This is a genomic window from Bacillus sp. FSL P2-0099 (assembly GCF_038007445.1).
GTDB lineage: Bacteria > Bacillota > Bacilli > Bacillales > Bacillaceae_G > Bacillus_A > Bacillus_A mycoides.
In genome coordinates this window covers 2,652,953-2,671,793 of record NZ_JBBOXE010000001.1, presented here as the reverse complement: position 1 = coordinate 2,671,793, position 18,841 = coordinate 2,652,953, and the positions used below count along the sequence as shown (strand labels likewise).

Here is an 18,841-nt window from a genome sequence, read left to right as displayed (position 1 = left end):
TTATAGATTTTCAGTGTTATAGGCTTTTAACCATGCATTATTAAAATCTTCCATTGACGCATAGCGCTCACTACGATTTTCATTTACAGCACGGTATGCTACTTCATATAAGCCTGCACTAGCTTCCCATTTCATAAAGGAACGATCTTGCCCGCCACCTAATAGTGCGAAAGCCATAGCCCCCATATTAAATACATTAGTTTTCCCGTCTATCATAGCATTAAGTTGAAACTCTTCAGGTGACATAAAACGAGATGACCCCCACATTCGTCCCATCTTATTTACATACGGTTTGTTACTGTATAAATCTATATCACAAATTTTTGTTTCATTAGTTTTAAAGTTGTACAAAATACTACCGTCATAAAAATCAATAGCTACATAGTTTTTGTGTTCAACGTAAGTATGGAAATTAAAAATAGAATTTAATGAAACTAGCCTATTTTTAACGGATAATTTTTTATATTTATAAAATGGTGAGTTAGGATCATTATATTTTGCTGGGGGTGGGGAAACTCCAGTGCGGGTGGAGACATTCACCGTCAAACCAATCAAAAATTAAAACATATCCATGTTGTACAGGGTAGTGATCAATTAAACTTATAAGAGAAACGTGTTTTAATTCATTGTATATAGTAACTGAGCTTTTTAATCTTTGTATAGCTTCATTTGTAGAAGCATTATATGCGAGTGTTTGTGCCCCTGCATATTTTATAAAGTTCTTTTTCCCATTCTTTTCAACACCAAAACTTATATTACCGGAATCTTGTTGGTCAAAAACCGCAAATACTGTACCTAGTTTTGTAAGCCAATCAAAATTATGATGTTTTTTTAGTTGGAATGTTATAGTATCTAACTGGATTTTAACTGGAATATCTTTCATAATTCACCTCAAATTTAATATAATTAAGTTGTCCATTACAGTATTCGACATATTTTGTGAAACCCCTATATTTATAAACTTAAATTTTATAAATATAATAATATATAGTTATAAGGAGGAAAGCAAATGGATGGAAAAATCATAATTAAACCGTACCAACAATATTGGCATACAGAGTTTTTAAATGAAAAAAATAAACTTGTGCCGTTACTCCATGAAGAAATTATTGCTATTGAACATATAGGAAGCACAGCCGTAGAAGGGTTAGGGGCTAAACCTCTTATTGATATGATGATCGGCGTAACAAATTTACAAATTACCGAAAATTGGAGGGAAGCCCTAGAAGAAATTGGCTATGAATATGTTCCTAAAAACACACCTAATTGGCGTTTTTTTAGAAAAGGTAAATGGAGAGCTGGTACCCACCATTTACATGTTTATATTTATAATAACGAGGAATGGAGGAACAACCTTTTATTTCGAGACTTTCTAATAAATCATGAGTGGGCACGTGAAGAATATAGAGTATTAAAAGAGATGCTTGCTGCTGCATATCCTTTTGATCGTGTTTCATATACAAATGCAAAAGCACCGTTTATTTGCAACATATTAGAATTGGCCAAAAAGGAGATAAATAAAATATAAGTAGTTTGCAGATTCTCATTTTATTTTAATCTTTCTCTCATGTTATTCTCTCTTTTACTTGATACACTGCTGATTATAGAGCTTTTGAGTCAAAAGGAGATTATATAAAATGGAGAAAATACTTAGAAATAAATATTTCCATATATATGTTAAAATAATCGGTATTACTATTATTGTTTGTAGTGTAGAGTTGCTATTTATTAATGTTTTGTACGGGAATGTATTAAATGTACAATGGCTAAATAAGAAATTAGGTTCTTTAGGTGAATACGGGGTAATTATAGCTGCATCATTATGGTTCTTACGTCATATAGGGTTATTTTTAAAGAAGAAACATATTCACAGATTTAAAATAATTAAAGAGCTATATCTTTTTATAAAACATTTTCACGTATTAATTGGATACGCTGTAATAGCTGTTGCGACTACTCACGGTGTTTACTTTTTAATAAAAGGAAGTCGGCATATTATGCTAGTATACAGTGGTATATTTTCTCTTTTAACCTTAATAGCATTAGGGATTGCGGGATTTGTTTTACAACAAACTAATAAGAAAACGAAATTGATAATGTATCGAAAAACACATCAAATCGTTGCAATTATATTCGGAATAGAATTACTTATTCATTTAATCGTATAGGAGGAAGTATCGTTGCAACATATACTAATTATTGAGGATGAGGAAAGCTTAGCAGATTTTTTAGAATTAGAATTAAAGTATGAAGGATATATAGTAGATATACAACTTGATGGAAGAAAGGGATTAGAAGCAGCACTTGAAAAGAATTACGATCTCATATTACTTGATTTAATGTTACCAGGATTAAACGGACTGGAAGTATGTCGTCGACTAAGAGCAACTAAAAGTACACCTATTATTATGTTGACTGCTCGTGATAGTATTATGGACCGTGTGACAGGGTTAGATAGTGGAGCTGATGATTATCTTCCAAAACCGTTTGCAATTGAAGAACTTTTAGCACGTATGAGAGTGATTTTTAGGAGAGAAGAAAATACAGAGCAAAAGCACGCATCATTTCTTTCGTTTAAAGATCTACAGCTTCAGATTGAATCTCGAACTATAACTAAAGGAAATGAAGAAATTGAACTTACAAATAAAGAATTCGAGCTACTGCTTATGTTTATGAAAAATATTAATCGAGTTCTTACCCGTGATATTTTACTGGACCAAGTATGGGGATATGATGCAATGGTTGAGACAAATATAGTCGATGTGTATGTTCGTTATTTACGTAATAAGTTACATAGTGTGGATAAGGAGGAGTATATCCAAACAGTTCGCGGTGCTGGATATATAATGAAATGATAAAAAACATTGTGCACCGAATTCGAAATTTACCTATAAAGTGGAAATTAACACTTTGGTCCACTACACTAGTATTCATTTTGTTTATTTTGTATAGCACGTTACAATTCATTGTAATTAATAAGTGGACTATAGATTATGAACAGAAACAAATAAACAGACAATTGACAGAAATAGCGGCATATTTTCAAGATAAAAACGAAACGCTCTCGAGCAAAACATTTGAAAATAGTAAAGAATTTCTAAATAATATGATTGATAAACATCAAATGATTCGTATTATCGGAAATGATGGAAAGCCCATTGTTACTGTTTCTCGAGATTTTAATGAAGCTTGGATAAAACCAAAACAGGTTACCCAAGATGAATCCTTAATAAAAAGACATATAGAAGATCGAATTTTAGTTGAGCGCATACCAATTCAAACAAAAAAATTCACGGGAACTATTGAACTTACGAAAAACTTAGAGACATTTGATCATTTATTAAAAATTATCTTAGTGGTAATGGTCTTTGCAGGGATATGTGGATTAGTGTTTAGTTTTTTAGGCGGAATACTTATAACGAAAAAGCTTTTATCAAGTGTTCAAAACATAACGGATACGATGAAGCGTATTAAGAAAAACGGACTAAATGAAAGAGTTCCAGTACGAGAAAATAATGATGAACTCGCAAAATTATCGATTCTTTTTAATGAAATGATGGATGAAGTGGAAACTTCTTTTACACAGCAAAAACAGTTTGTAGAAGACGCATCGCATGAATTAAGAACACCATTAACAATTATTCAAGGGCACTTATCAATGCTGAATCGATGGGGGAAAAATGATCCAGCTATATTGGATAAATCTCTTCAATCCAGTTTAAAAGAAGTAGATCGATTAAATAAATTAGTTTCAGAATTGCTAGAGCTATCAAGGGCTGAATCAGAACAGATACATCCAATAGCAGCTGAACGAGTCCATGTTAATAGCGTATTAAAACAAGTTACACAAAACTTTGCAGTACTGCAAACTGACTTTCAATTTGATATGAAATTGGATGCAGATGAAGCGTATGTTTCAATACCATCATCTTACTTAGAACAAATAATTATTATTGTAATGGATAATGCAGTGAAATATACAAAAGGAGCTAATAAGTATATTTGCATTGAATCAAGTATGCGGTCAGGAAAAATTAAAATCCGCATAATAGATCATGGAACAGGAATACCTGAAGCTGATTTACCATTTGTTCTTAACCGTTTTTATAGAGTTGATAAAGCGAGAAGCCGAAAACAAGGTGGAAATGGGCTAGGTTTATCAATTGCAAAAAGGCTTGTAGAAAAATATAACGGAGCTATTCAATTAGAGAGTAAAGAAAACGAAGGAACAATTGTTACAATTACATTTCCGGATACTACACATGAATAGTTAAAGGTAAAAAATTCTTTTTGAAAATACTCTTTAAAAGGAGGAATACATTTTGTATTTCCTCCTTTTTTGATGCTTAGTAATCAAATTATTTTATTTATTTCGATATTTAAAGTACATTGAAAGGATTAAGGGGGAGAATAATTAATGAAAGCTATTGTACATCAACATAAAAAAGGGTTAGAAGGTTTAGAATATAAATTATCACCGGAGATAACTCCTAATGTGGGGGAAGTTAAAGTGAAATTAAGAGCAGCAGGTTTAAATCATCGTGATTTATTTATAATGAATAATAGAAAAGAAATGGAACTACCATTAGTTTTAGGGTCAGATGGTGCAGGTATTGTTATAGAACTAGGAGAAGGAGTTTCAAATATTTCACTACATACCGAGGTTATTATTAACCCTAGTATTGGATGGAATAATACTCATGAAATACCAGAGTTACCTGAAGTACTAGGTGGACCAGCCGATGGAACGTTTGCTGAATATGTTATTGTACCAGCAGAAAATGTAGTGGAAAAGCCATCATATCTTACGTGGGAAGAATCTGGCGTTTTATCTTTATCGGCATTAACTGCATATAGAGCGCTTTTTACAAAAGGTAGATTAAAACCTGAAGAACATGTCCTAATTCCGGGAATCGGCGGTGGTGTAGCTACTTATGCTATGTTATTTGCTAAAGCAATTGGAGCAAAGGTGAGTGTTACTTCAAGGATAGAGGGAAAAAGAAAGGCTGCTGAAAAATATGGTGCAGACTTTTCTTTTAATAGTTCTGGTAATTGGGAAGAGTGCCTACATGGAGAAAAAGTGGATTTAATTATAGATAGTATAGGTCCGGCGACTTTCTTGAAATATTTTGATATATTAAAACCAAATGGAAGAATCGTTAACTTTGGTGCAAGTTCAGGAGATAAAATCGAATTACCGTTACGAGCATTATTTTATAATCAAATTGATATTATGGGAACATCAATGGGAAGCCGTGAAGAATTTAATGAGATGGTTCATTTTATAGAGAAACATAATATTAAACCAATTATTGATAAAGTATATCCATTAGAAGAAGCAATCCAAGCTTTAAATCGAATGCAGCAAGGAGAACAATTCGGTAATATTGCCCTTCGTATGGAATAAGAATATGATTTCGTAACTAATATATTTAAATGAATATGTTATGTATTATATTCATGCATAGAGTGTTCACCATACTATTTAAAATGGTTTACAACCTTTATACATATTTAGCTCGTGTAAATAGTTACGCCATTGTCAAATGAATAGTAGCAAAATGAGAATTAGATGAGAAAAGTTTAAGTCCATTTTCATATTGATGTTGTATACTGTGTAAATCAAGAACACTTGTATCTTTATTTAAAGTACAATGAGTAATAATAAGGAGAGAGTAATATGAATTACACAGTATTTCAATGGATTAATAACTTTGCTGGATCATCCAAGCTATTAGATACGCTAATGATCGCTATTACAAATAGTGCTGCATATGTAGCAATACTATTTATGCTTATCCTATGGTTCAATAATGGAAAGAAAGAGAATGCAATTAGAAAACAATATACAGTGTTATATACGGCACTTTCAGTTAGTATTGCATTATTAGTAAATGTTCTTATACATGCGGTATATTACCATCCGCGTCCTTTTATAACACATCATGTAAATCAATTAGTACCGCATGCAGCAGATTCATCATTTGTAAGTGATCATTCTGTACTCGTATTTTCGATTGCTTTCGTATTTATTCTTAGAGGAGAAAAACTTAAATATATCGCGTTAATATGGGCAATATTAGTCGGTGTATCACGCATGTACGTAGGCGTTCATTATCCTCTAGATATACTTGGTGCTGCGTTCTTAACATTTATTACAAGTGGATTAGTAATGCAAAGTGCACGTATATTTGAACCGTTAGTTCGTTTTATTTTCAAAATGTATGCACTAGTAGCAAAACGAGTTCCTTTTTTAGCGAAATATAACCATATAGCTTAATAAAAAGAACCTACAAAAAGTAGGTTCTTTTTATTTGAAAATTCTTAAATTTCACTTACCGTATTTTATATTAAAAAACATAGAATTAATAAAAAACAAATAGCAACAGAACTGGTTTTCTTATTGTTATAGAGGAATTAGTAAAAAAACTTCGAAAAATATAGTATCTACTATATTAAAGAACATATTTAGTAGCGCATCTTCGCATTAATGCATTGTAAAGGAAAGGAGATTAGTATGCATAAACTTCAAACGAATAAAGGCGCTCGATATATGATGATTGCTTTTATTGTTTTGTTTCTTACTATGCTTTTACGTATATTTTATATTCAAGCAGTAGGAGTCGTGCATAATGTTAATGTAAAGGATCTTGCGAAGGAACAACAAAACAAAAATGGAGTTTTAGAGGCAAATCGCGGGACAATTTATGATCAAAACGGTAAAGTATTAGTCCAAGACTCAACGACATATCGCATCGTTGTAAACCTAAAAGGAAAAGATAAATTAAAAGATAAAGAAGACACCGCACAACGTTTAGCAGATGCGCTTGAAGTTGATAAAGAGGAGATCATGAAAAATTTTCACGAAGGACGTACGCAAGTTGAAATTGGTAAAATTGGACGTAACTTATCTAGAGAAGCGAAGGAAGAGATTAATAATTTGAAAATACCAGGTGTATCTTTCACAACAGAAAAAGCCAGAGTATACCCAAATGAAGATTTCGCCTCGTATATACTTGGTTTTGCAAGACCAGACGATAAAGGTAATGCGGTGGGGAAGTTTGGGCTTGAAGAAAGTTTGGATAAATATTTGCGCTCTACAAATGGTAATGTTTCATATGTAGGTTCAAGAAAAGGAATCCCACTTACAAATGATATAGGAAAAGTAGAACCTGCTAAAAATGGAAATAACGTATACCTTACGCTTGATAAACAAATTAATAGTTTTTTAGAAGACGCGATGAATAAAGCGGCGCAACACTATGACCCTTCTATGTTAGTAGGAATTATTGCAGATCCAAAAACAGGTAAGATTTTAGCAATGTCTAGTAAGCCTAGTTATAATCCTAACAAGGGAGACATTGAATATTTTTTAAACGATCCAATTGCGAATGCATTCGAACCAGGGTCTACAATGAAAGTTTTTACATTAGCTTCTGCAATTAATGAAGGTGTATATAACGGGAAAGAATATTTCCAATCAGGAAAATACGCAGTTGGTTCAGCAGAGATTAAAGATCATAATGGCGGCTATGGATGGGGCTCAATTACATTTGATGAAGGGTTTGAACGGTCATCGAACGTTGCTTTTTCTATTTTAGAAGACCAGTTACTGAAACCAAATAAATTCAAGCAATATATGAATAAATTTGGTTTCAATCAAAAAACAGGGATAGATTTACCTGGAGAAAGTAAAAATACATTATTGTTAAATACTCAAATTCAACAAGTTACTACTTCTTTCGGCCAAGGCTCAACTGTAACTCCTATTCAAATCGTACAAGCGGCCACAGCTATAGCAAATGACGGGAAAATGATGCAACCTTATATTGTTGATAAGGTTGTAAATCCAACAAATAAACAAGTTATTATGGAAAATCAACCTAAAGAAATAGGGAATCCGATTAAAAAAGAAACTGCAGAAGAGGTAAGGAACTTAATGGAGCGAGTTATTACTTCATCAAAAGGAACGGGAACGATGTATAAAATTGATGGCTATCCGATTGGTGGTAAAACAGGGACAGCGCAAATTCCGAATCCTGAAAATGGACGATATATGGAAGGGAAAGATAATTATATTTTTTCATTCTTAGGAATGGCTCCAATTGATGATCCACAATTAGTCGTATATTTAGCCATTAAGCAACCTAAATTAAAGGGGAATGAATACGGTGCTCAGCCTCTTGCTGAAATTTTTAAACCAGTTATGAAAAATAGTCTAGAATATTTAAAAGTGAAACCATATACAGAAAAGCAAATGGCAGATGCAACAAAGCAATCTGAAATAAAAGTACAAAATTATGTAAATCAAACGATGGATACTGTAAAAAACATTGCAGAAAAAGAGAAACTTCAGCCGGTATTATTAGGAGAAGGAAAGATAATAAAACAATATCCACAGACTGGCGAGGTAATGAGTGAAGGAGATCGTATATTTCTAGTAGGAAATAATATAAAAATGCCTAACCTAAAAGGTTGGTCAATGCGTGATGTTATGTATTTCTCTAAGTTGTTGAAATTAGATTTAAAAACAACAGGTACAGGGTATGTAACGAGTCAAAGCATTGAAAAGGGACAATATATACAAGAAGGTGATACTTTAAAACTAGATTTGGAACCTCCTCTAGAACCATTAGCAGAAGCGAGTACAAATTAATATCGAATTTTGTAAGAGTCTATAGTATAATAGGCTCTTTTTGTTAGAGTTACATGCAATTTCACGTACCGTATTTTTTAATAAATAAAAAATCAAGTTACAAAATTATAAAGGCTGCTCACTTTTAAAAAAACTGATTATTCTTTTTAATCATTTACAATATAAAACCTATGTGATAATATGGAAAAAACCAAATGCAGTGAAGAGAATAGTAAATAAAATGAATTTTTCACAGAGAGCTCCATTTAGCTGAAAAGGAGCAAAAATTCTTTATTGAATCAAGCCTCTGAGCAGCACATCGGAACCTTTTAAAAGTGGATGGTGTGACGGGAGCTCCCGTTATAGAGCTAAGGTATAAGCATGAAAATAGTGCAGTACCTGATAAGGTTAATATGGCGACATATTAACAAACTAGGGTGGCACCGCGATGATAAATCTCGTCCCTAAGACTTTAAGTCTTGGGGGTGGGATTTTTTTATTGTTTTAAAACAATTTAGAAAGTGGGTGCCTAAAGTGAAAAAATTACTTAAAGATTGGAAATATCCTTTATTACTATTGTCCGGAGTTGGTATCGCGAATTTAGGTGCATGGATTTATTTAATCGCACTGAATGTACTTGTCTATAATATGGGTGGCTCAGCCTTAGCTGTCGCTACTTTATATGTGATAAAACCATTAGCCACTTTATTTACAAACGCTTGGTCAGGAAGTATGATAGATCGTTTAAATAAACGAAAGTTAATGATTCACCTCGATATATATCGAGTAGTATTTATCGCTATTTTACCCTTGGTTCCATCCCTTTGGATTATCTATCTCTTAGTATTTTTTATAAGCATGGCCAGTGCGATTTATGAACCAACTGCTATGACATATATGACGAAATTAATTCCAGTAGAGCAAAGACAACGTTTCAACTCACTACGTAGTTTAATAGGATCTGGTGCATTTTTAATTGGTCCAGCAGTAGCGGGGATATTATTAATAACTGGTACACCAGAGTTTGCTATATATATGAATGCTATAGCATTTCTGTTATCAGGGTTCATTACATTACTTTTACCTAATCTTGATAAAAAAGACGATTCTAATACATCCAATGATAAATTTTCACTAACTGTATTAAAGAAAGATTGGAACATAGTTTTAAATTTTAGTAAAAAATCTATGTATATTGTTTGTGTTTACTTCTTATTTCAAGGGATGATGGTTTTAGCTACCGCTATAGATTCACTTGAACTATCGTTTGCGAAAGAAGTTTTATTGTTAACAGATAGTGAGTATGGCTTCCTAGTTAGTATCGCTGGAGCGGGTTTTATTTTAGGAGCCATAACAAATACAATTTTATCAAAAAAATTAGCACCTTCATTTCTAATTGGGATAGGATCATTATTCATTGCAATCGGATATTTGATTTATGCTTTTTCAAGTGAGTTTTTAATAGCTGCTATCGGATTCTTTATTCTATCTTTCTCTATGGCATATGCAAATACAGGATTTTACACATTTTATCAAAATAACGTTCCGGTTCATATGATGGGACGAATCGGGAGTATATACGGGCTCATTATAGCTGTTTTAACAATTTTTATAACGATTCTGTTCGGCGTTGCAACTCAATTCACTTCTATGCAACTTGTGGTCATTGTAGGAGTACTGGTAATGCTACTTATTACTATCATATTGTGCGTGTTTACCTTATTACCATCGCAGTCTAAGATATATTCCGCTGAATCAATAAAATCGAAATAGTTACCTTGATTTTTATTTGAAACTAAAGGGTGGGTGAATAGGAGGTTTCTTTACCCTATATATGGAAAAATAATAAGGGGAAAGAACAATACCAATAAACAAGGGTGGTTATTATGATAAAAACAAAAGATCAAATAGAGAAAATTGTAAAATAAATACATCAGAATATAGATTTTTCTGGGGTAGTCTTAATAAAAAAAGATGATGATATTATCTATGAAAATTCATTTGGATATGCTAACCGAAGTGAATGTATAAACAATACACTACAAACAAGGTTTGGAATTGCCTCAGGATGCAAATTATTTACTGCTATCATAAAGGGGCAGGACCTGAAAAACTAATGGTAGAGATAGAAGGAGCTTTTTAATTACATGGATATAAAATTAGTGCATATAAAAAAGAAGACGAAATAGGCTAGGTACGTTGCCGTGCGTTATCTTTTTTAGATACAGCATATTATGACAATGTACTTAGAGAGAAAGAAAAATATGAAAATCCCGCAATTGAAGGCTTTTCTTTAATGAATTTACAATAATATAAAGATGCATTATTCCGTATGACAAAACCATCCTGCGAAAAGTCCTATAGAATAGAAGCGAATAATTAAGATAAAGGGATGTGTTAGCGATTTGCATATGATTAACGGTAGTTTATTTATTATTTTTGGGGTTATCTGTTATTTATTTGTCCGAAGTATATTAATTGGGTTCAAAAATAAAAAGCATGTGAATTGGTGGAAAGAATTAATTAGTTTTCTATTTGCAGTATACATTTGTATGGTTGTTGCAGTAACCTTATTCCCTTTACCAATCGGGTTTCCTTCTAGTGTTGAAAATCTTAATCGGTCAGTCAATATTATTCCTTTTGCATCAATTATTAAAGATATCGGTCAAATAGGGAGTGCTTATGATGGTGATGTCCTATTTATGATTGGTCTAATCGTAAGAAATGTAGGCGGGAATGTTTTATTATTAATGCCTTTAGGGTTTTTAGCACCACTTATATGGAATAAATTCAAAAAAGTTAAAAATACTATTTTATTAGGTTTTATCATATCGGTTAGTATAGAATTGTTACAATTAATCGAGTCATTAGTTAGTGGAGGGGGACGTATTACCGATATTGATGATGTAATCTGTAACGTTCTAGGTTCTATAATTGGATATTCCATTTATAAAATCACTTTAAAATTAGCTGCTACATTTAACATTCAAGTATTAGATAAAACTAACTCTAAAGGTGTAGAATTTATTGATAAATAAAAGTTTAAACCAGTTTAGGAATGTACTAATAAATCTACTAAAGACGTATGAGTAAAAAGTACGTCTTTTTACTTTTATAAATTATGCTTAAGGCTGATGGGAGATCACATTCCATATTATACAAATTAAAGTAGCTATCGTATTTCAAGTATGATATGAACAGAGACGAATATAATTTTCAAAGGTAAACAAGTATATAGGAGGACTCTAAATGGATATTCTATTTGTTATTCTACTTGTTATTCTTATAATTGTATTAATTCAAGGTAAGGAATACAAAGTGAATATTAATCGTATTTGGCTCATTCCGGCTTTGCTGTGCTTTGTAACAATCCAGTCCATTATTCATATGGGACAATTTAATATATTGCAAGGACTTCTCTTCGTTGCAATGCTTGGAATTGGATTGGGTCTTGGAGTTATTAGGGGAAAAGCTTTAACATTTCGATTAGATAGTGAAACAGGTCATGTATTACGAAAAGGAAATTGGTTAAGTACAATTATTCTCCTTGTTATTTTAGGTGCAAAGGTTTTGATTAAGCAAAGTATGTTTCCTGGCAGTACTCACCACACATTAATGGTTGTAACGAATGCCTTTTTATGTATTACATTAGGTACCGTAATTAGTAGACGCTATTATATTTGGAAAAAATATAATGAATTAACACAAAAAGCGTAAATACATTCGTCCCTTGTTTAACAACGCTGTGAACGGTAATACTAAATAATATTGAACTTTTACAACAAGGGATGATAATATGATATTCATTTACACAGATTTCGGTGGAACGCATTCAACTGCACTCGCTGCAGCTTATCATTTAAATAAATTACCAACAGATCGTAAGTTAACGAAAGAAGAAATATTAAATGTAGATTACTTTAATAAATTGAAAACAGAGGATATGGGAAAGATTATTTTTCATGGACAAGATGAATATGAAAATCCTGTATATACAATTGGGTGCGGGGCATCCAAAGTCGTTGTACCTGCGATGAAGCATTTAGGAGAGATTCTGCAAAAACATTATCATAGCCATGAAAAGATTATCTTTTCTAATACATCACCAACAGTTCCTTTACCAATGACTTTCGGTGGTCTGTTTTCTAGAAGGTTCCACATCGACTTTATCGGCGTACCATTACTCGTATGGGGAGCAAAACTTAGCTGTGATAACATACAAAGGCTTGTTAATTATACGAAAGAAGCTGGCCGATTGACGAATGATTATGTTGTAATTTTAGATAACGAAACATTTAAGTAATGTTAAAAGAAGGCCGGGAAATTTTGTGGTTTTCTTTTTTTTGATAAATAGACAAAAAACATTCACATTTATTATTACATCTACTATAGCCAAAATAATAAAGTCCTGTTACTATTACAGGGGATATTCTCTTTTCGTAAGATAAATATATAGAAAAGTCAGAAAAGAGGAACAGAATAAGGGAGGAACAACATGAAGCGTGTTGCTTGGTTTACTGATAGTACAACTGCGAGTTTTACAACAGATGGTGATAACTTTGTTATCCCAATTGAAGTTATTATTGATGGAGTGTCTTATAAGGATTGTGAAGAAGGAGTTCATAAACGTCTTTATGAAGCGTTAAATGATGGAAGAACAGTTACTACTTCGCAACCTAACATAGGGGAAATGGTAGAATTATTTACTAAATGCAAAGAAGAATATGAAGAAGGCTTTGCAGTTGCTATTAGCGGAAAAGTAAGTGGGACCTATCAAAATATGAAGCTAGCTGCTGATATGGCAGGTTTCCCTTTAACTGTATTAGATAGTGAAACGACAAGTTATCCAATGGATGAACTTTTGAGAAAAGCTAAAACGTTATACAATGATGGTATGACTTTACAAGATATACATAAAACATTAGTAGATGAAAAAAGAAGGCCTTTTTATGTATTTCCAAAAAGCTTAAAAGGTTTATATGCAAGTGGTCGAGTAAAGGGAGTTCAATTTTTACTTGGAAGTTTATTAAGTGTCAACTTAATCTTGGAAGTAAAGGGCGGAGAACTTTTACTTGAAAAGAAAGTACGTAAAATCCAAAAATGTAGAGAATACATTAAAAATGAGCTTGAAAAAGAATTACCAAAAGTACTTCATATGTTCTATGCTAACGATAAAGATGGAGCTGAAGAATGGATTTTAGATATTAAACAAGCATTCCCTGAAATGGATTTCAAGCTTTATCCATTGCCAATTTCATTTGCTGTACATGCAGGTGAAGGTACAATAGCAATTAGTTATTAAGAGGAAAACCCGTGAATAATTCGCGGGTTTTTTATTTTTTTCTACAACAAATATGAAGTATCCATTGAATCTACCCCATACTAGATAATTATGTATAGATAAAAGGATTTCCTACTATTAGAAAAGAAGTATTTATAAACAAATACTAAAATGGTAGTGATATTATGAAAATCGGTAAATTTGGAGAAAAAAATAATTTAAGTATAGATGCGATTAGACATTATATGGATCTCGGGCTAATTATCCCCGAAAAGAAGGGTGGCCATTATTTTTTTGATGAGTATTGTCAAAAAGATGTAGAGCTTATATTAGAGTACAAATGTCTAGGATTTAGTTTGAATGAAATTAAAGAACTTTTTCTTTATAAAAGTTTAGCAAAATCTATAAATTATGAAAAAGATACTTTTTACCAATCTTTATTTAAATTGAAATATGAAAAGGTGGAACATGAAATAAAAAATTTAAAGGAAAGAAGAGATAAATTAAAGGCAGCGTTAAATGATTTATCTATAACAACTCAGATTTCTAATTCAATTTTAGGGATAGATTTAAGGGTACTTAATTTTCTTACATGTTTTAAGTGTAGCGGGAATTTAATTCTTCAAGATGGAATTATTAATAGCAATCAAATTACGGAGGGGAAATTAACTTGTAATTGCGGCGAAGAGTATGTTATTAATTCAGGGATTTTAACAGCAGGTAAATCGTTTGAAACGTCTGACAGGGCTTCTTTTGAAGATCCTATTTCAAATTATATCCATGAAACTGATTCTTCTTATTTGGAGAATATACATAGAGTAGGAGAATGGGCGAAAAAGAAACTAAAACAACTAGATTTAAATGACAAGGTAATACTTGATATAGGATCAGGTCTTGGATTCTTTTTACGAAATATTTATGAAGAGCTGCCAGAGGATTGCTTATATATTGCTGTTGATCGAGATTTGAATAAACTTCTATTTTTAAAAGATGTAATTGAAAGAAGAAATTCCAAAAGAAACATTCTTTTTATTTGCGCTGATTTTTTAAGTATACCTATTCAGAATCATTCTGTTGATATTGTAATTGATCAGTCTGGTACAAGTAATTACAGTTTTGAGCATGAAAATTTTTTATTACATGAATTAAATTCCCTTTTAAAACCTGATTGTTATTTATTAAGTTCATTTATTTTATTTAAAAATTTCAGCATAAATAGCCAAATTACAACTAGATTTCGAGATAATTTTACGTCTTCAAAAGTGAAGAGAGAAATCCAAAAGCTACAGTTTAATTCCATAGATGAAAGAACTTCAGAATATATAGAACGAGGAGGAAAATACGAGGATTTCTTTGTTCAAGGAGAAGAAATTTATACATATTCATTTTTCGGAAAAAGATGGGGTTAACCCCATCTTTTTTAATTTTTCTTTTAAAAGTTTTTAATACTAGCATATTGATATTGGGTTGACCCGAGAACTTACACTATACGTAATACAAAGTTAAGTGGGAGGGAAAAGTTATGGAGCGTTTACGAATACATTTACAAAATGAAAAAAGCAATCAAGAACTAAGAAATATTTGTCTCTATGTAATTGGGAAAACAGTATCAATATTTGGTAGCTCTATTTATAGTTTTGCATTAGGATTATATGTTTTACAAATAACCGGATCAGCATTAAATTTCGCAATTACACTCATTTTAGGAACGATTCCAATGATTGTTATGAATCCATTTGCCGGCGTAATCGCAGATAAGGTTGATAAAAAGAAGCTGGTTATTTGTATGGATCTACTAAATGGATGCTTATTAATTGCTGTTTATATAGTAAGCAGCAATTATGGATTAAACTTATTCATCATTTATGCTACTACCTTTCTTATGTCGGTATTTACAACATTCTTCGGAATAGGATTAGAAGCCGCAAAACCAAATATCGTCTCTAAAGAGAAGCTAATGAGTATTAACTCTATAAGTAAAATTATCGATTCTGTATCTTTGATTCTCGGTCCTATGTTAGGTGGCATCATTTTTGCTGTATTAGATATAAAAACTTTTATAATTATAAATGGTATTTCATTTATTCTTTCGGGCATATCCATATTGTTTATTCACTTTAAATTGTTCGAGTACAACATAAAAGATGGATGTTCAAAAAGAGAAATTAATTTTATTAAAGATATAAAAGAGGCGTTTTCTTACTTAATTGAAAGGGAAAGCTTAAAAAATACGTTTCGTATTTTAACTGTACTTAATTTCTTCCTAGGTTTTGCTGTAATCGTCCCATTACCATACATAATAAACACAGTTCTCAATCTTAGTTCGAAGCAATTTGGCATGATTCATGGGACTTTTCCAGTAGGAATGATAGTTGGTGCAATATTAGTAAAAAAGATAACTGATCGTTTTTCTTATTCCTATCTTTTAAAAAAATCAAGTTTTATGTTGGCAATTTTTATGATAATTTCAGGGATTCCAATTTCATTCAAAAGTATTGAAGTAGATAATTTTGTATACGTTACTACGTATTGCATTATTATGTTCTTTTTAGGGCTAATGATAGCACTAATTGATATTCCTTTAACTTATTTCATGCAAAAAGAGATTCCCGATGAATATAGGGGAAGAGTGCTCAGTATTGGATTAAGTATAGGTAAAATGATGCAGCCAATAGCACTAGCATTATCGGGTCTATTATTAAATTATATTCCAGCCTACATGCTTCCAATTGCAGGAGGGATAGTATTTCTTATTTTAAATAAAGCTTACTCAAATAAGTTGAATTTAGAAATTCATTCAAAAGATTATAGTGTTTTGCGTAGCTAAGTGATATTGTTAAATGTTTAAAAAGCACAGGAACATCATCCTGTGCTTTTCTATCGTAATTCAGCTGTCTTTCTAATGACAATCTTATCAATATCATCATCTTCTTCACCAATAAATAACCCGCGCTCTTTTAAATATGTTTCAAAGTATAAATCTGCTTCTGCACGTTCATCATATGGCTTTACAGATAGAACGAAACCTAATTTATTTTGCTCCTCTAAATGAGAAGTGGAGATGTAAGCCGGTACATTGTGGCGTAAAAAGAGCTCTTTAACAGGAATGATCATATCTTTCATTAACTTCGTTAACATACCCATTTCAAACTCAAAATTAAAGCGATCTATACTAGATAAATCCGCGAATACTACACCAATAAAACCTGTATTAAATACTTCTTGATATTCTACTTCTTCGTTACCGTAAAAATTCTTTTCGATTAAATAATTTATAAAGTAAGCAACGCCATCACTTTGTTCAAACGGTTTTGTTGAAAGAACAAAGCCGATTTTCTTTTGTTTATGTAAATACACACATGACATGTGTGCGGATATATTATGTTCTTTAAATAATGCACTCGTTGCCCCAGATAGACCATCTAGTACGTGATGAACAATTTGAAGTTTTTTACGAGCGAAATAATAGGATTTCTTTTGTAACTCCAATGTATCAATAAAGACAGAGCCGATAAAGCCTGTATTTGAAATAATAGGTGTTTGCTTTTTTCTTCCTCTGCGCTTTGCTTGAGTCATTGTTGAAATCATCCCTTCATGTACAAATAAATTAAAAGAACGTTTGTTCGTATATTTATATTTTACTATTAAAACGCACTAAAGTAAAGGGTTTTTGACGAAAAAACAATAAAAAAGACACCTATAAAAGGTGCCTTAAACGTTGCAGGGAAGAGGTTTCATCCCATTATTTATATTAAGATACAGATACAATCTCTTCTGTATCTTCTACATCTAAATGACAGTCCATAGTACGAACATCTTGATCTTCATGACTTCCGAAATAAATAGTAATTTTCATATGTATCGCTCCTTTATTCTAGGAATACCTAAAATAATTACTAGTAATGTTAATATTTATTATATACCACTTTTTTCATTCCGACAACGTTATATCATTTTTAATTCTTTTAGGGCGCAAAGAGTGATTTATAGAGATATTTTTATAGAAATAGGTACATTTCTTATATGATATATTTAATACTGAAGGATTCGAATACGAATTTTTATGAAAGGAGCAAAATGAATGAATTATAAACAGTTACTAATAGACAATTTTACATATAAAACCTCATATATTGCGCGGCAGGTAAATGGAATGGATGTAAAAGAAACGAAGGATTACATTACTGTCGACTGCGGATTACCTGCAGATACATTTAATATTATCACACTACTAAATAGTAATGTAACGGAAGGAATCGAGAAATTATATAAGGAGGTAGAATACTATAATCAAAAGAAATTTCCAATGAGTGTTTGGTTTTGGGATGATAAGCAAGAACAGACTATAAAAAGCGAATTAATCAAACTTGGTTTAAAAGAAGCTGAAAAGAATATCGCGATGGTAGCAGAATTAAAAACAATTCATCCAAGAATAAACATGCCAGTAGGTTTTACGATACAAAAAGCATCTTCTTCAGGACAAATCAAAAAGTTTGGAGAAACGTTTGCTAATCTATTTGGTACATCAGAGGAAGGTAAAAATGTACAAGCATACTATAATCAAATTTCTTCTTTAAATTTATGGAATAGCGATAATATGAAACTATACTTAGGTCTTTATAAAGGTGAGGTAGTATCTGTTGGCTCTTTAGTATGTACGAAAGATAGTGTCGGTATTTATGATATAGCGACTAAAGAAGAAATGAGAGGAAAAGGTTTTGGCTCTACTATGTTTAATTTCCTGCTGCAAGAAGCAAAACAATTAAAAAATACGTATTGTGTATTACAAGCTTCACCTGATGGAATAAATATTTATAAAAAATCCGGCTTTCAAGTTGTAGGACAAATGACTGTTTTTGAAAATCGGCATTTATTTGAGTAAATCATCCAAGTCAAATTGTTTTAAATATAGGAGTTAACATACC

Annotated in this window: 16 protein-coding genes, 3 pseudogenes and 1 other annotated feature; of the genes and pseudogenes, 17 read left to right on the top strand and 2 right to left on the bottom strand. The window is 31.6% G+C overall.

Annotated features, from left to right (window positions below; translation table 11 throughout):
- Positions 1-883: pseudogene (locus MKY90_RS13530) on the bottom strand (serine/threonine-protein kinase).
- A 126-nt stretch (positions 884-1,009) separates the two neighbouring features.
- Between MKY90_RS13530 and MKY90_RS13525 the strand changes: the two are divergent.
- From MKY90_RS13525 to MKY90_RS13450, 16 genes and pseudogenes are all read left to right on the top strand, one after another.
- On the top strand, positions 1,010-1,528 hold the full coding sequence (locus tag MKY90_RS13525) for a GrpB family protein (RefSeq protein WP_215599615.1): 519 nt from the start codon (positions 1,010-1,012) through the stop codon (positions 1,526-1,528).
- A gap of 109 nt (positions 1,529-1,637) precedes the next feature.
- Positions 1,638-2,168, top strand: a complete 531-nt coding sequence (locus MKY90_RS13520; protein ID WP_341091550.1) for a hypothetical protein — start codon at positions 1,638-1,640, stop codon at positions 2,166-2,168.
- Between the two features lie 12 nt (positions 2,169-2,180).
- Positions 2,181-2,855, top strand: coding sequence for a response regulator transcription factor (locus MKY90_RS13515; protein ID WP_002032425.1), 675 nt, complete (start codon positions 2,181-2,183; stop codon positions 2,853-2,855).
- Positions 2,852-4,270, top strand: a complete 1,419-nt coding sequence (locus MKY90_RS13510; RefSeq protein ID WP_016101886.1) for a HAMP domain-containing histidine kinase — start codon at positions 2,852-2,854, stop codon at positions 4,268-4,270. The genes MKY90_RS13515 and MKY90_RS13510 overlap by 4 nt, the downstream gene beginning before the upstream one ends.
- Positions 4,271-4,417: 147 nt before the next feature.
- On the top strand, positions 4,418-5,407 hold the full coding sequence (locus MKY90_RS13505) for a zinc-binding dehydrogenase (RefSeq protein WP_002032421.1): 990 nt from the start codon (positions 4,418-4,420) through the stop codon (positions 5,405-5,407).
- 273 nt (positions 5,408-5,680) lie between these two features.
- On the top strand, positions 5,681-6,280 hold the full coding sequence (locus MKY90_RS13500) for an undecaprenyl-diphosphatase (protein WP_341091548.1): 600 nt from the start codon (positions 5,681-5,683) through the stop codon (positions 6,278-6,280).
- A gap of 237 nt (positions 6,281-6,517) precedes the next feature.
- Positions 6,518-8,656, top strand: coding sequence for a penicillin-binding protein (locus MKY90_RS13495; protein WP_341091546.1), 2,139 nt, complete (start codon positions 6,518-6,520; stop codon positions 8,654-8,656).
- A 190-nt stretch (positions 8,657-8,846) separates the two neighbouring features.
- Positions 8,847-9,104 (top strand) — a binding site (T-box leader).
- Positions 9,105-9,169: 65 nt separating this feature from the next.
- Complete coding sequence (locus tag MKY90_RS13490) at positions 9,170-10,408, top strand: MFS transporter (RefSeq protein WP_341091545.1); 1,239 nt, start codon at positions 9,170-9,172, stop codon at positions 10,406-10,408.
- 155 nt (positions 10,409-10,563) lie between these two features.
- Positions 10,564-10,725 (top strand): annotated as a pseudogene (locus tag MKY90_RS13485) (penicillin-binding protein); the annotation flags it as partial.
- Positions 10,726-10,793: 68 nt separating this feature from the next.
- Positions 10,794-10,919 (top strand): annotated as a pseudogene (locus tag MKY90_RS13480) (GNAT family N-acetyltransferase); the annotation flags it as partial.
- A gap of 121 nt (positions 10,920-11,040) precedes the next feature.
- Positions 11,041-11,673, top strand: a complete 633-nt coding sequence (locus MKY90_RS13475) for a VanZ family protein (RefSeq protein ID WP_078185854.1) — start codon at positions 11,041-11,043, stop codon at positions 11,671-11,673.
- A gap of 211 nt (positions 11,674-11,884) precedes the next feature.
- Positions 11,885-12,352 (top strand): DUF1453 family protein, encoded by a 468-nt coding sequence (locus MKY90_RS13470; RefSeq protein ID WP_215599620.1) that lies wholly within the window; start codon positions 11,885-11,887, stop codon positions 12,350-12,352.
- A gap of 79 nt (positions 12,353-12,431) precedes the next feature.
- Complete coding sequence (locus tag MKY90_RS13465) at positions 12,432-12,938, top strand: DUF3189 family protein (protein ID WP_002141972.1); 507 nt, start codon at positions 12,432-12,434, stop codon at positions 12,936-12,938.
- A 192-nt stretch (positions 12,939-13,130) separates the two neighbouring features.
- Positions 13,131-13,937: a DegV family protein gene (locus tag MKY90_RS13460; protein WP_002141971.1), complete on the top strand. Its 807-nt coding sequence runs from the start codon at positions 13,131-13,133 to the stop codon at positions 13,935-13,937.
- A gap of 164 nt (positions 13,938-14,101) precedes the next feature.
- Positions 14,102-15,325, top strand: a complete 1,224-nt coding sequence (locus MKY90_RS13455; RefSeq protein WP_087996206.1) for a methyltransferase domain-containing protein — start codon at positions 14,102-14,104, stop codon at positions 15,323-15,325.
- 113 nt (positions 15,326-15,438) lie between these two features.
- Positions 15,439-16,743: an MFS transporter gene (locus MKY90_RS13450; protein ID WP_078214393.1), complete on the top strand. Its 1,305-nt coding sequence runs from the start codon at positions 15,439-15,441 to the stop codon at positions 16,741-16,743.
- A 50-nt stretch (positions 16,744-16,793) separates the two neighbouring features.
- Here MKY90_RS13450 and MKY90_RS13445 read toward each other — a convergent pair whose 3' ends face one another.
- Complete coding sequence (locus MKY90_RS13445; protein ID WP_215599621.1) at positions 16,794-17,492, bottom strand: hypothetical protein; 699 nt, start codon at positions 17,490-17,492, stop codon at positions 16,794-16,796.
- A gap of 505 nt (positions 17,493-17,997) precedes the next feature.
- Here MKY90_RS13445 and MKY90_RS13440 point away from each other — a divergent pair.
- The gene (locus tag MKY90_RS13440) at positions 17,998-18,798 is read left to right on the top strand and encodes a GNAT family N-acetyltransferase (RefSeq protein WP_341091540.1); all 801 of its coding nucleotides are present in this window, start codon (positions 17,998-18,000) and stop codon (positions 18,796-18,798) included.
- Positions 18,799-18,841 lie beyond the last annotated feature (43 nt).